Consider the following 14,034-nt stretch of genomic DNA (forward strand, 5'->3'; position numbering starts at 1 on the left):
AACCTAGCTGATTGAGCGGAGTCGAAATCAGCGACTGGTTCGACTGATTCGACGTTTAATTCGGCCCAGCTACTTACCACAGCTTTTTTTCGGCTGGAGTCATGTTTTTTCAAAGTTCCTTGGCTCTGGGGATGAGAGCAGGATTATAAGGTAGATGGAAGTCGCTTTCGTTGAGTTGGGTCATGGGATTCCCCGCTGTCGCCGCTCCCTTGAAAAAGGGGCTCTTTCAGATTTCCCCCTAGACAAAGATTCCCCCCTTTGGCTAGCGCAGCTATGCCCGGAGGGCTTTAGGGGGATCAGCAGTCGCTTGACGCTAAACAGATACCTTAAAGCTCCCCAGGCTGTCGCGGAAGATCCGGTTTGCCGCAAAAACTTAAAGGTACGGTGAGAGGAAAGTTGTTGGCCCAGGCTGTCTGTGGTTAGCGTCTAGCGACTGCCGATCGCGCTTTCATCACCGGGCCGCGCACCATGGTCAAAGCCTTGATCTGGGCGGGGCTGATCAGCGGCTGTGCTGCATTCTGCTATTCAGTGCCGTCGGACTTGATGCCCGTGCCTGCGGGGTCGCAGTCGCGATCGCTCGCTCACAGGAGCGATCGCACTTGCGCCATCAAATCGCTGGGCTCATGGCAGAGGCAATCGGCTCCAGCCGCCGTCAGTTCATTCACCGTGCCAAATCCCCAGGTCACGCCAATCGCCCGCACGCCGTTGTGCTTGGCCCCATGGATGTCGTGGCGGCGATCGCCAATCATGACCGCAGCTTCAGGGCTAATGCCCTCGGTGGTTAACAAGTGGGCGATCAGGTCGGCTTTATGGACGCGATCACCGTTCAACTCACTGCCATAGACGCCTTGGAAAAACGATGCCAGTTGAAAGTGCGCCACAATTTTTTTGGCAAAGACTCGTGGTTTGGAGGTACAAACCCAGGTCGTGTGGGGCGATCGCGCCAACTCCGCCAGCATCGCGGCAATGCCTTCATAGACTTCGTTTTCATACAATCCGACGGTCGCAAAGCGATCGCGATAGAGCCTGACCGCCTCAGCCGCTTGTTCTGCATTACCCAACACGGCGACAAAGGAATCCTGTAAGGGAGGGCCGATCCACTCGCTGAGGCTGCTCTCAGCGGGGAGCGGTTGTCCCAATTGCTGCAAGGCATAACCAATGCAGGCGGTGATGCCTTGATAGGGATTTGTCAGAGTACCGTCGAGATCAAACAGCAGATGCATAGAGCAACAAGACAATGAGGCGGCGACATGCGGGCAAGGTTACTGCAAAGGGGCCATGAGCCGGGCGGCCCGCACGGCCAGGCGAAACCCCAGGGAGCGGCGATCGTATTCCCTCAGATCCACCCGATCGGAATTGGCAAAATCGTCTAACAGCATGGCTTCCACCTGGGCTAATAAGGGGCCGTTGAGGGCAAACGCCATTACCTCAAAATTCAAATGAAAGGAGCGGTTGTCAAGATTGACCGTGCCCACCCCAGCGATCGTGTCGTCCACTAGCACCACCTTTTGGTGCATGAACCCTTGGCGGAAGCGGTAAACCTGAATGCCCGCCTGTTGTAGTTCGTTGTAATAGGAAAACGAGCAGAGATAAACCGTTTGATGATCGGGGTGAGCGGGGAGCAGGATCCGCACATCGACCCCCCGCAGGGCCGCCATTTTGAGCGTGGACAGGGTCGTTTCATCCGGCACAAAATAGGGGCTGGCAATCCACAAGCGCTGCCGGGCCAGATTGAACGCGCTGTTGAAAAACAAGGTGCAGGTGGGCAACTCGTCTGCCGGGCCAGAGGGCAAAATCAAGACCGATTCGGCGGTGTGGGGCGCAGGGGTCACTTGCCAGTTGACCTCGGGGATGGTGTCCGTGGCCCAATACCAGTCTTGCAGAAAGGAGATTTGGAGGCCCTGAACGGCGGGGCCTTGCAGGCTTAAGTGGGTATCGCGCCAATAGCCAAAGCGACGATCGCGCCCCAGATATTCATCCCCAATGTTGAGGCCGCCGACAAAGCCGATGCGGCCATCCACGACCATAATTTTGCGGTGGTTGCGAAAGTTGAGTTGAAAGCGGTTGCGGAGGCCTTTGGTGCTGCGAAAGGCGGTGACCTGAATGCCGCTTTGCTGGAGCCGTTGCGGGAGCGATCGCGGCAGCTGATGAGAACCAATTTCGTCATAGCTCAGATAAACCCGAACGCCTTGCTCCGCTTTGGCCCTTAAAGCCGCCATCACCTCCCGACCAATTGCATCATCTTTAATGATGTAAAACTGAAACAAAATATAGCTCTGAGCCGTGGCGATGGCCTGTAGCAGCGCGGCAAATGTCGCCTCGCCGTTGACGAGTAGTTGGGCCTGATTGTGGGACGTAAACGGCACCCTCGCTAGCGTCCGGATGAGCTGTTCTAATGGTTTGACGACCGCTGGCAAAGGCTGGACATAGGGAGCCAGATTTTGCTGAATGTAAGAAATCTTGGCCTGATACTCCGCACTGGCCCGACGAATGGCTTCGGGATAGCCGCGAAAGCGGGTGCGGCCCAAAATCCAATACAGCGGCATCGCCACCCAGGGAAAGGTGATCAGGGCGATGCTCCAGGCGATCGCACTCTGGGAGGATCGCACATTCATCACCGCGTGGGCGGCATTGAGCACCCCCAACAGTTGCACCAAGAGGACGAATACACTGATGACGGCGGTAAGTTGCATAGCAGCTCGGAGTCAGGAACGGGCGATCAAAATCGGGGCGGTGATGGCCGCGCTGTCCCGGTAGGCAACGGACAGAACCCTGGGGACAGTGTCTTCCCCAGCGATCAGCGGGGACTTATCGCGATGACACCGCGTAAAATTCCACCACCATGGGCACATGGTCAGAAGATTTTAACTTGTGCAGAACTTGGGCGCTGCCGGGCCGCACCGCTAACCCGCGATAAAAAATGTGATCCAGCGGGTCAGACCAAAGAAATCGCTTGAGGCGGCGATCGTGCGCTTGGGGAAACAGCACCGGCGCTAAGCCTAACTGCGTCATCAGCGATCGCAGCAACGTCATCCGTTGTCTGTTCCAGGTGTTGAAATCGCCCGCGACAATCATCGGCCCCGGATGGTGCTGAATGTGGTCAGCCAATTGCTGCAACTGGGCTTGAAATTTGCCCGTGTCCACAAAGTTCAGCCCGTGGACATTTACGGTCACCAGGGTTTGCGAACGGGTCACGAGGGGATATTCGGTAATGAGAGCGACCTTGGGCGTATTGAAGACGGGTTCGTAATGTTGAGTATGCAGGTGCTGATGGTCGAGATGCTGCACCTTGGCCGCCGTCAACACGCCAAAGGCATGACGGGTGTGCAAATCACGCAAATTGGGCGCAAAATGCCAGCCGTGATCAGCAAAGGGGACTGGAGCCAGTTCCGGCGAGGCAATGCGCACCTCTTGCAGAAAGAACAGGTCGGGATCGTATCGCTGAGCGATCGCTTCGGCCTCGGCCAACCATTCTGCTTGATGGTTATTTTTAGCAATATTCCAATTCACCACCGCGATCGAGGCGGGATCTAACACCGTGCGCGAAAACTGCTGACACTCGATGACGGCCTCAAAGGAGGGGCTAAAGCGATCGCGCATCGCCGCTGCATCGAAGGGCCATAACTGTGAACACAAATCGCTGAGTGAAGACATGTTAGCTGGGGGCAGTACATACCCACGATTGTGTCATTTTGGCGGCGGGTCAGGCTTCCACGGGCGTCGGCTCGTCCTCAGGGACGGGAGCCGCGATCGCCGCCTTGTCAGGCTTGCAAGTAAAGGCCAGCTTGCCGCCTTGAAGCCCGACCTGAATCGTGCCACTTTCCGGAAACGCTTCTTCCAAAATCTTGGTGGCGATGGGGTTTTCCAGTTCCTTTTGAATAGCGCGTTTCAGCGGGCGGGCACCGTAGACGGGGTCATAGCCGACCTTGGCGATGTGGTCGATCGCCGCCTTCGACAATGACAGCGACAGTTTTTGGGCTGCCAGCCGCTGCTCAATGCGCTGCACTTGAATCGACACGATGGAGCGCAATTGCGCTTGGAGCAAGGGATGGAAGAGGATCAGGTCGTCCACTCGGTTCAGGAACTCGGGCCGGAAGTGGCTACGGAGCGCCTTGAGCACGAGATCCCGCATTTCGTCGTAGCGATCGTCGTCGCCCGCCACCTCTAAAATGTGATCGCTACCGATGTTGCTGGTCATGATCACGATGGTGTTGCTGAAATCCACCAGGTGCCCCTGGGCATCGGTGATGCGGCCATCATCCAGCACTTGCAGCAAAATATTGAACACGTCGGGATGGGCCTTTTCCACTTCGTCGAGCAGGACGACGGAATAGGGGTGACGCCGCACCGCTTCCGAAAGCTGGCCGCCCTCTTCATAACCGACATAGCCAGGAGGCGCACCGACAAGGCGGGCGACGGCGTGCTTTTCCATGTACTCCGACATGTCAATGCGAATCAGGGCTTCTTCGGTGTCGAACATGAAGGCCGCGAGCGCCCGCGCCAGTTCCGTTTTACCCACCCCCGTTGGCCCCATAAAGAGGAAAGAGCCGAGGGGCCGACCGGGATCGTTCATGCCCGCCCGCGCCCGACGAATCGCCGCTGCGACGGCAGTAACGGCTTCTTCTTGACCAATCACCCGCTCGTGCAGGTGGCCTTCCAACCGCAGCAGTTTTTGCCGCTCGGACTCCATCAGGCGGTTGACCGGAATGCCCGTCCATTTGGCGACAATTTCCGCAATGTCCGCTTCCAGCACCTGTTCCCGCAGCAGGGTTTTGCCCTGGGCTTGAATTTCTAGCAGATGGGCCTCTTTAGCTTCCAGTTCCCGCTGCACGGCTTCGAGCTTGCCGTATTTAAGCTGGGCGGCTTTGTTCAGGTCGTAGGCGCGTTCGGCCTGATCCACCTGGAGGCGCAGATGCTCTTCTTCTTCCTTCAAGGCGTTGATGGCTTCCAGGGTTTGCTTCTCCGTCTGCCATTGCCCGCTGAATTGTTCCTGACGCTCTGACAGATCGGTAATTTCTTCTTTGATGCGAGCCAGCCGTTCCTGAGCGGTGCGATAGGCCGCCCCGGAGGAGGCGTCTTCGCTTTCTAGCGACAGTTGCTCCATTTGCAGCTGCATCAGGCGGCGATCAATGACTTCCAGTTCTTCCGGTTTAGAGGTGATTTCCATCTTGAGCTTGGCAGCGGCTTCGTCCACCAGGTCGATCGCTTTATCCGGCAAAAAGCGATCGCTGATGTAGCGATCGGACATCACCGCCGCCGCCACCAGCGCCGAGTCGGCAATTTTCACCCCGTGGTGCACTTCGTAGCGTTCTTTCAAACCGCGCAGAATGGAGATCGTGTCATCGGCAGTGGGCTGCTCAACATACACCTGCTGAAAGCGGCGTTCGAGAGCGGCGTCTTTTTCGATGTGCTTGCGGTACTCATCCAGCGTCGTCGCGCCAATGCAGCGGAGTTCGCCCCGTGCCAACATCGGCTTCAGCAGGTTCCCCGCATCCATGGTGCCTTGCCCCGCCCCCGCCCCGACGACGGTGTGCAGTTCGTCGATAAACAGGACAATTTGTCCGTCGGACTCGGTGACTTCCCGCAGGACAGACCGCAGGCGGTCTTCAAACTCGCCGCGATACTTGGCTCCGGCAATTAGCGCCCCGATGTCGAGGGAAATCAGTTGACGATTTTTCAGCGATTCGGGCACGTCGCCATTGAGGATGCGCTGGGCGAGTCCTTCCGCGATCGCGGTCTTGCCCACACCGGGTTCCCCAATCAGCACTGGATTATTTTTGGTACGGCGAGAGAGGACTTGAATCACTCGGCGAATCTCTTCATCGCGTCCGATCACCGGATCGAGATATCCCTCCCGCGCCAGCTCGGTTAGGTCGCGGCCAAATTTTTCCAACGCTTGGTAGCGATTTTCTGGGTCTTGATCGGTGACTTTTTGGCTACCGCGAATAGTTTTAATCGCCGTGACCAACTCAGCAGTGCTCACCTCAAAGCCCCGCAGCAAGCGCCGCCCGATGCGTTCATCTTCCGCAAAGCCCAACAGCAGGTGCTCCACTGAGATGAACTTGTCGCTCATGTCGAGCCGCGCCGCCTCGGATTGATCGAGCATGCGATCGAGACTTTTGCCCAAATACAAATTGCTATCGGCGGAAACCCGCACCCGCGCCTGCCGTTTGGCAAAGGTGTCCAGCTCTTTCAGCAGCACTTCTGGATTGAGGCTGGCTTTTTGCAGCACCGTGTTCCCCAAGCCATCTTTTTGCTCTAGCAACGCCATGATGACGTGCTCGGCTTCGAGATATTGATGGTTGTAGCGGCGAGCCACCGTTTGGGCTTCGACGATCGCATCCCATGCTTTGGTCGTGAATTTATCCGGGTCGGTGGGCTGCATAACGGGGTAAATATAGCGAGCGGGGATAAGTAGAAATTCCTAAGTACTTCAGTGTATCAGGGTATCTGAAAGGGGGCAGAAGGGTGGCTGGGTATGAGGGTAGCTGGGTGGGTTGGCGTTGGCGAAGCCACTCCTCAGGCGTTAGCCTGCCCAGAGGGCTGGGGTCGCGATGATGCGAGTTAGGCGAGCCGACTGGGCAGGTTAATCGACAGAATGAGCGTTTCTACCGCCGGAACAAGAGCCGAAACCATTGATTTCTCATGCGATCGCGTCGCGCAGATAGTGCCGTTCATCTCTCTGGCTTGAGAATAAGGGGCTTAAGCCCCTTGCCTGTCGGCACCTGACTGCGGATTGCGATAAAAACGGCTAACCTTCCCAGTCGTGTCGGCGAGCCAAAATTCCTGACTCAACATCGACCCTCACACCCTGCCACCCTCACACCCTCACACCCTCCTACCCAACCGCCTGGACTGCTGGCTCCTCCGACTTCTTCACCGAGCCCTGGGTGCCGAGTTGAATCAATTCAATTTTGTAGCCGTCGGGGTCTTGCACAAAGGCGATGACGGTGGAGCCATGCTTCATGGGGCCAGGTTCGCGGACGACGTTGCCCCCCTGCGCTTTGATGGCGTCGCAGGTGCCGTAAATGTCATCCACACCGAGGGCAATGTGACCGTAGGCGTCGCCCAGGTCGTATTGGTCGGTGCCCCAGTTGTAGGTCAGTTCCAACACGGTGTGGTCGGACTCGTCCCCGTAGCCGACGAAGGCCAGGGTGAATTCGCCGCCGGGGTAGTCTTTTTTGCGCAGCAGCTGCATGCCCAAAATGTCGCAGTAAAACTTCAGCGACTCGTCAAGATTGCCGACGCGGAGCATGGTGTGTAGCATTCTCATCAGTTCACCTCTTATGTTTCAACGGCTGTTTAAAAGTATAGGGAGAAGCCTGGGGGAGTGTGAGGGTGGCAGGGTGTGAGGGTGGCAGGGTGTTGTATGAAATCCATACCGATGGCGGCAAATCAGGGGACGGGTCCCTTGGCTGACCTGAACCACATCGGTGAGGCCGACAGGGACCCGTCCCCTAGACCCCCAGGGACCCGTCCCCTGGTGGCAAGCGATCGCGGCGGTTCGTTAGCTTTTACCGAGGCGGAGCCAGTATTTGAGGCCGTAGCCGATGAGGACGAGAAGGGCGATCGCGGCGGCCCCGATGCCGATGGGGCTGGGCACCCAAAAGTCAGCGGTGATGTCGTTCAGTGCTCCAGGCACCAGTGCCCATTGTTCTGAATGGGTCAGCTCACCCGTGGGCGATCGCACCCAGGGCGCGGTCAACCTGACGTTGCTTACCAGTAGCTGCTGCCCCTGCAACAACGGCAGTCGGGTCGCCGCCAGGTCAGGCACAGCGGTGAGATCAACCTGGATATCCACATGGTTGAAAATCACCCCAAACCAGTTGTGCTGCCGCAAAGACAAGTGTGCGGTGATGGTTTCGCCGCTGGGCAGGCTGAGCAGTCCGCTAGTGATCGTTTCAGGCTTAAAGAAGTCGTTGAATTTGCGCTCTAGCTCGGCACCATTGTTGAAGGGAATGGTGATCGTGAGGGTTTGCTCATCCACAAACCGAATGGTGCCATCCACGGCGGCGGTGCGATCGCGCAACTCGTTCAGCCGCTGCGCCCAGTCGGGATGGGTGATCACTTCAGCCCCACGCCAATGCAGTTGCTGCACCAGTTGACCGTGGGTTTGACTGTCGAACTGGATGTTGAGGTCATATTGCAGACACCCCGTCAGCAGCAACATGCAGCCGAGCATGGCTAGCCGCCCAAGGAGTTTGAAGCCGCGCATCATCAATTTATCTAGCTCGCAATGGTCACAGGCATTATCGGTGATGCGGGCTGGCAACACAACAAAGGCTCAGCCTGGGGAAACGTGTCAGGCACGTCCCGCAAACTGAGCCTTGGGCAAAACTGGCGCGAAGCTATGTTTGCCAAAGATGAAATGCTACTTGTTGAAGTGCTGAGTCGCAGTTTCAAAAGATTTTGCCAGCTCGTTCCAAGCGGTTTCAAAACCGGTTTGAAGATCCTGCCAGGCAGCTTCGCCAGCACTATTCATTTCCTCCCACTTGGCGAGCAAGGCATCGCGGCGGCTGGTGAGCTCCTCTAACGTGCTGTGATAGTTGATCTCAGCATTCGCTTTGGCTTGATCGGCCTTCGCCTTAAATTCTTCAATGCGAGCATTCAGCTTATCCAATTCAGCATTAACTTTAGCTTCGTAGGCATCGCGCTGATCAGCACTCGGTAACTTAGGAAGTTGTTCGGGGGTTTGAGTAGCCATATATTTGCTAACTCCATTACGGCAATCATGAATCTTTCCATGCACCGACAAGATTCATTCCAGCAAGTCGCTAACTTAGAAAAACTCATTAACTTAATTATCAGCAAAATAGCTGCTGTGAGCGTCCGCTAATGGGGGTAAATCATGCTCTCGAACTGTCCATCCTGGGATGGATTTCTAAGTAACGCTGGGCATAGAGCAGCAGCACAGCGTTGATATTGCGACATGAGATAAATTCAAAAAGCCGGATAGAATGCCAAGCGAGGCAGGTTTGAGGATCAAGAATGGGGCCATCATCACCGCAATTCAACCCGGAAGAGTTACGTCGATGGCAGTTTGGCCTGCGGCAGGCTGACGATAACAATGTCTTTTGTCATTGCCGCCAGTGCGATCGCGAGTGGGTAGCTTCGGCTCATAACGTGCAATGCACTTGCGGCAGCACCGATGTGGAAACGATTTCTTGTTGGCAATTTCCGGATGGTTAGGGCGGAAAAAACTAACCGCGATCGCTCGTTTTTTCTACTTAAAACGGAGCGATCGCGGCGACCATTGCTTCACCAGGGAGCGACTAAATTTGCTCCCACATGACCCGCAGGCCATCGGGTAAGGTCTTGCTAATTTCTTTGGCTTGCTCATCGGAAATGGATTCCCGCGCGGTCGAAAAGACCGCAATCACCACCGCTTCAGGCGTGACATTTTTGGGCACGCCGCCTTCTTGCTTAATCCGCCGGAGAAACAATTCCGAATCAATTTCGAGCGGCGGGCGAAACCGACTCAGAAACGACACGATCGGATTATCGTCCCGCCAGATATCGGCCATGTCGGCATTTTTGAAGGCCGCTTCCGTCTGTTGGTCGGTGTCGGTCGACATCAAGTCGCGCATCGTCCGAAAGACCACCGTAGTGAGATCCTTGGCGTCGTAAATATCGGGCAAGCTGGCTCGTTGCATAACTTTTTCATAAAAAGCTCGCTCGGTTGCGCTGAAACTTTCGGCCATGACGCTTAAAACCTCCGTTGATTCACAGACGATATAATTGCAGCCCCGTGGGGCTTGTGGCGATGCTATCACGTCCCCACCGGAGCGCCGCCTAACTTTTGTAATAGCCGCTACGAAATTTTTCTCTGGGGCACTGTCACTCAGTTCAAAGGTGGCATCTGGGCCATCGGCTGCCGCAGGGCGATCGCGGCCATGGCCTAGGCCCAGGGCGGAACGGGCCAGGCATCCTGCTACGACTTATCAAAAAACCGCTCAGGTGAATCGGTTGACCACCACAACAGGGTATTTTTGCTTTATTGTGTTGCAGCGTTTGGGGTAACTCGGGGGCGGGCACTGCGATCGCCCCTGTTGCCAAAGGACTCATCTCTATGCTCGATCGCTTTTGGTATGTCATTGGCTATGTGTTTGCCCTGAATAGCGAAGCTTTCCGAGTAGCGGCAACCCTCTCCCAGGGCGTGCAGTTGGCCTTGCTCATCGTGCTGTTTGCGGGGTTGTCGCGCAGCATTGGCCAGTGCGCCATTCTCTTTTTTAATCAGGTTAAACCGCTACGTTTTTTCCTGAGTCTGCTCATCAGTGCGGTGTTATTTGTGGGTGGGTTTTTGGCCCTGGTGGGGGCGACCTGGCTCATTACGCTGCTGCCCTGGTCGGTGCAGCTCTCGTTTAGCACCTTGGTGATTGTGCTGGGGGCCGCCTATGCGCCGCTGCTCTTTAGCTTTTTGGGCGCGCTGCCCTACGCCGGGCAACCCCTTCTCAATATCCTCTCGATTTGGCATCTCCTCGCCATGGTGGTGGGGTTTGGGGCGGTGACGGGGCTCAATCTGCCTGAGTCATTTGGGTATGTCGGATTTGGCTGGGTGCTGCTGCAAATTATTGAGCAAACGATTGGTCGCCCGATCGCCGCTTTTGCGCGCTGGCTGGCTGACACGGTGGCGGGGGTTGATCTCAAAACCGATCGCGACGAACTGACGGCCCATTTTCGCGATCGCGTCGAAGCGTCGACCCAGGAACTCAAAGCCGAAGTGGAATCGCACCTCAACACCCTCAACACCGTCAAACCAGAACTGCAAACAACCGGGCCCGTCACCGTGGCCGACTCCACCGACCCGGTACCGCCAGCGACCGTGGGCTTAGGCGAAGTGGTCACCACCGTGACCGCCCAACCGACCGTGACGAAAGGCGCAGAGCGGAGCCCGCGACAACTCTTGAGAACCCTCTTCGGGGTGGCGCTGATGGTGATCTTGACCCTGGTGGTCTTAGCCTTTTTAAAACCCGTTCGGGTCTGGTGGTTTGGCTGGTTTGGGCAATTGCCGACGCTGCTGCGGTTTGTGCTGCAACTCACGTGGATTGGCATTGTCGCGGTGATTGTAGCGGGTCTGTTGGCCCCGCTAGAGACCCTCGGCTGGTGGGCCGGTTGGTTTGACGATGAGGTCAACACCACGGTGAATACGGGGGATTTGGCACGCCCCGTGGCGGATACGCAGCAGATTCAGCGGTATGTGGTCTATTTAGACGGCATTGGCATCTCCAGCTTTGAATATTTGCCCGATGTGGAAACGTTTTTAGATGCCCTGGCCCCTCAGCTACCGGACGATGTGGCGCTGGTGCGGGGCATCATGCCCTACTCTGTGATGAATCGCCCGTTGGACGAAGACCGCACCCTGTCCTTCTTTTGGCGCTATGCGGACAAACTGCGGTTCGCCAACCCCGCCAGCATCCTGGGGCTGATTGTGAATATCCGCAATATTTTGATCGTCGGGGTGTCGGCGGATAAGCGCTATGGGCCGTTGTATAACCAGGGCATCGCGCAAATTGTCTTCAGCGGTCTGCTCAAAAATGGCTATCGGTTAGGCAGCGGTACCCCGGTCACGTTCATTGGCTACAGCGGCGGCGGCCAAATGTCTGGTGCCAGTGCGCCGTTTCTCAAGCGGGCGATCGCGGCCCCCATCGACGTGATTTCCCTCGGGGGCGTCATGAGTGCCAACAACAACTTTTTGCAGCTGGAGCACTTTCACCATCTCAAGGGCGATCGCGACGTGGTGGAGCCGATGGGAACCATCATGTTTCCCGGTCGGTGGAAACTGTTTTTTCTGTCGTTTTGGAATCGGGCCAAACGATTGGGCAAAATCACCCTGATCTCCCTGGGGCCAGTGGGGCATAACGTCCCCGGTGGCATCCTGGATCCCCAGGTCATCTTGGCGGATGGGCGCAGCTCGCTCCAACAAACCATCGACACGATCAACACCATCCTCAAAGGGGAGTTGACGAGTGATCAGGCGATCGCCCCGGCGAAACCGAGCAACTACACCCTGTATCGGGAGTCGCTGCTGTGTCAGCCCGGTTACTTTCCCATTGCCCAATCCCTTGATCCAGCCTTATATCAACCGGTTGGGCCGTGGCTAGGACGCTTGATTTTGCCCGCAAAAGAGGCGCGATCGCAGGTCAAAGGCACCCTGATCGAATTGCACCATGCGCCGCCCGCTTATGCTCACCTCGTCGGTCAAACAGTGCCCCTGCGGTGGAACCTAGAACAGCCCGAGGTGCAAGATTTCGTCAAAGCTGTGACGCGGGATGTGAACTTTAGCGCCGACGCCGAATACAACAGTAAATTTGGCGGCATGGTGCTGCCCGATCGCATCAATCGTTGGCGACAGGTCGATCCGCTGGAATCCTTAGCTGCCGGACATCCGGTTGATGACATCACCGTGATGTTGGAGGCGATCGCCGTGCGCACCGACTCAGCCGGTCAGACTGCCCTCTACACCCAGGAGCAACCTGTCGAGGTCAGCGGTCGCTACTACGCCCTAGTGCAGTTCATCGCGCCAGTGGGCACCGACCAATATCGGGTGCGCCATTTCAACCGGGCTACACGCCGCTTTGATGGCCCGGAAACGTTAATGGGCACGCCCCCGGTGCTCATCGCCAAAGACTACGGCAGTTACCCTTCCACCACCCACCGTGTCGAACAATCGCCCTGCAATGAACAGGGGTGGTACGTCTACGGTACTCAGGATGTGGCGGGGCAGTTTGTGGTGCAGGCGTGGATGCCGCGATCGCTCATGCGCCTCCAGCCCGATCGCGTCATTTTTGGCCCCAAAGTGACCTATCGCCACATTCGTCGAGAAACCTGGGCCAATGTCGCGGCGCAGAAAGGGCACGTTTCTTCCGTCTTAGGCACGCCGCGCGACAACGGTTCTTCAGCGGCGATTCAAGCCGCCATTGAGGATTGGCGGGAGGGCGATCGCGCCCTGGTGCTACATACCTACGGCGGCATCGGTGGGGCGAAAAAAGAACCCGCTGCGGCCACCCCGATTTTCTTTGGTCACTTCGCCTTTGGCGTGGCTGAAGTAATGCGCGACCCACTGGCGGATGAACTGCGGTTCGATATTCGCTATTACCAGGTCTACACCCAAAATACCGATGGCCTGGTGGCGGGCACCCTGCACTGGTCGCGTTACCTCGGCCACCGTCAACTCGGCTGGCTAGGCAATCGTCCCACCTGCGACATCGTGCTCAAGCTGGCCTGCTTTACCGAAGGGTATGGCTTGGTCGCCGCCGATCAGCGATCGCCCCTGCGCCGGATGGAAGCCTTTTTGATGGCCATGACCGCCCGCTACCGCATCGGTGACGGTACCGGAGCCACCTACGTTGGCCCCGCCAATAACTGTTCCCAGGATTCCAACCAAGCCCTCTTTGCCGCCATTCAGCAAATTGTGGAAGATATTGGCGATAACGAAGCACAGCTGCGGCAGTGGGCGCAAACCCAACCCGAGCAAGCCGCACGCTTTGCCGAACTCGCCCAGTTCGGCCATGACCTCAAAAAAGCCTTGCGACCCTTTGGCAAAACCCGCGCCGATTGGGAAACCAACGCCTTTAACCTAGGCAGCACCATCGAAGACAAGCCCTTGCAAAACCTGATGACGGGCATCACCAGCTGGCGCACCCTGCTACCCCGCAAAGCCAGCGACACCGTTGCCCGCAAGTTTCTCGACTATGGCGCTGCCGCCTGGATTCTGCGCACCAACCAAGTCGGCGGCCACGACCCCGATATCGAACCCATCGCCCCGATGACGCTCTAAAGTTGCTCCCGAGCAATTTCTGCAATCCGAAGAGTCTAAAAAAACGTGAGTTCGCCGAAACGTTGAAAATTTTCGCAGAGTCCTCTGCATTTGCAAGCCTCTCACCAGGGCATCAGGGTTTGAAGCCTTTTTCCCTTTGGGAGAGAGGTTTGGAGAGAGGGCAAAAGGCATCTGTCGAACTGACTTAAAAAACTTCCAGTCACGAAATCATCAGATGATTAAGCAATTTCCAGCAACAAAATCATCAGATGATGAGG

Annotated in this window: 11 protein-coding genes; 3 read left to right on the forward strand and 8 right to left on the reverse strand. The window is 56.8% G+C overall.

The features are described from left to right. Nucleotides 1-581 precede the first annotated feature (581 nt). From JUK32_RS22275 to JUK32_RS22305, 7 genes are all read right to left on the reverse strand, one after another. Nucleotides 582-1,223 (reverse strand): HAD family hydrolase, encoded by a 642-nt coding sequence (locus JUK32_RS22275; RefSeq protein WP_204141071.1) that lies wholly within the window; start codon nucleotides 1,221-1,223, stop codon nucleotides 582-584. A gap of 39 nt (nucleotides 1,224-1,262) precedes the next feature. After that, a complete protein-coding gene (gene cls, locus JUK32_RS22280; protein WP_204141072.1) occupies nucleotides 1,263-2,693 on the reverse strand; it encodes a cardiolipin synthase in 1,431 nt (476 codons plus the stop codon). A 115-nt stretch (nucleotides 2,694-2,808) separates the two neighbouring features. Continuing rightward, nucleotides 2,809-3,654 (reverse strand): endonuclease/exonuclease/phosphatase family protein, encoded by an 846-nt coding sequence (locus JUK32_RS22285; RefSeq protein ID WP_239112952.1) that lies wholly within the window; start codon nucleotides 3,652-3,654, stop codon nucleotides 2,809-2,811. Nucleotides 3,655-3,703: 49 nt separating this feature from the next. After that, nucleotides 3,704-6,385 carry an ATP-dependent chaperone ClpB gene (gene clpB / locus JUK32_RS22290; RefSeq protein WP_204141073.1) on the reverse strand — a complete coding sequence of 894 codons (2,682 nt, stop codon included), beginning with the start codon at nucleotides 6,383-6,385 and terminating at the stop codon, nucleotides 3,704-3,706. 453 nt (nucleotides 6,386-6,838) lie between these two features. After that, nucleotides 6,839-7,273, reverse strand: a complete 435-nt coding sequence (gloA, locus tag JUK32_RS22295) for a lactoylglutathione lyase (RefSeq protein WP_204141074.1) — start codon at nucleotides 7,271-7,273, stop codon at nucleotides 6,839-6,841. Nucleotides 7,274-7,507: 234 nt separating this feature from the next. Next, nucleotides 7,508-8,275: a DUF3153 domain-containing protein gene (locus JUK32_RS22300; protein ID WP_204141075.1), complete on the reverse strand. Its 768-nt coding sequence runs from the start codon at nucleotides 8,273-8,275 to the stop codon at nucleotides 7,508-7,510. A 96-nt stretch (nucleotides 8,276-8,371) separates the two neighbouring features. Further along, nucleotides 8,372-8,749: a hypothetical protein gene (locus JUK32_RS22305; RefSeq protein ID WP_309224609.1), complete on the reverse strand. Its 378-nt coding sequence runs from the start codon at nucleotides 8,747-8,749 to the stop codon at nucleotides 8,372-8,374. Nucleotides 8,750-8,988: 239 nt separating this feature from the next. Here JUK32_RS22305 and JUK32_RS22310 point away from each other — a divergent pair, with 239 nt between their 5' ends. Further along, a complete protein-coding gene (locus JUK32_RS22310) occupies nucleotides 8,989-9,189 on the forward strand; it encodes a hypothetical protein (protein ID WP_204141076.1) in 201 nt (66 codons plus the stop codon). A gap of 83 nt (nucleotides 9,190-9,272) precedes the next feature. Here JUK32_RS22310 and JUK32_RS22315 read toward each other — a convergent pair whose 3' ends face one another. Then, nucleotides 9,273-9,701, reverse strand: coding sequence for a DUF2267 domain-containing protein (locus tag JUK32_RS22315; protein WP_204141077.1), 429 nt, complete (start codon nucleotides 9,699-9,701; stop codon nucleotides 9,273-9,275). 54 nt (nucleotides 9,702-9,755) lie between these two features. On the opposite strand from JUK32_RS22315, the gene JUK32_RS22320 reads away from it, so the two are divergent. Together JUK32_RS22320 and JUK32_RS22325 are read left to right on the forward strand one after the other, a co-directional pair. Beyond that, on the forward strand, nucleotides 9,756-9,902 hold the full coding sequence (locus tag JUK32_RS22320; protein WP_204141078.1) for a hypothetical protein: 147 nt from the start codon (nucleotides 9,756-9,758) through the stop codon (nucleotides 9,900-9,902). A 167-nt stretch (nucleotides 9,903-10,069) separates the two neighbouring features. Next, nucleotides 10,070-13,777, forward strand: a complete 3,708-nt coding sequence (locus tag JUK32_RS22325) for a CAAX protease (protein WP_204141079.1) — start codon at nucleotides 10,070-10,072, stop codon at nucleotides 13,775-13,777. Nucleotides 13,778-14,034: the final 257 nt, after the last annotated feature.

It is taken from the genome of Halomicronema sp. CCY15110 (genome assembly GCF_016888165.1).
Classification (GTDB): Bacteria; Cyanobacteriota; Cyanobacteriia; order Phormidesmidales; family Phormidesmidaceae; genus Halomicronema.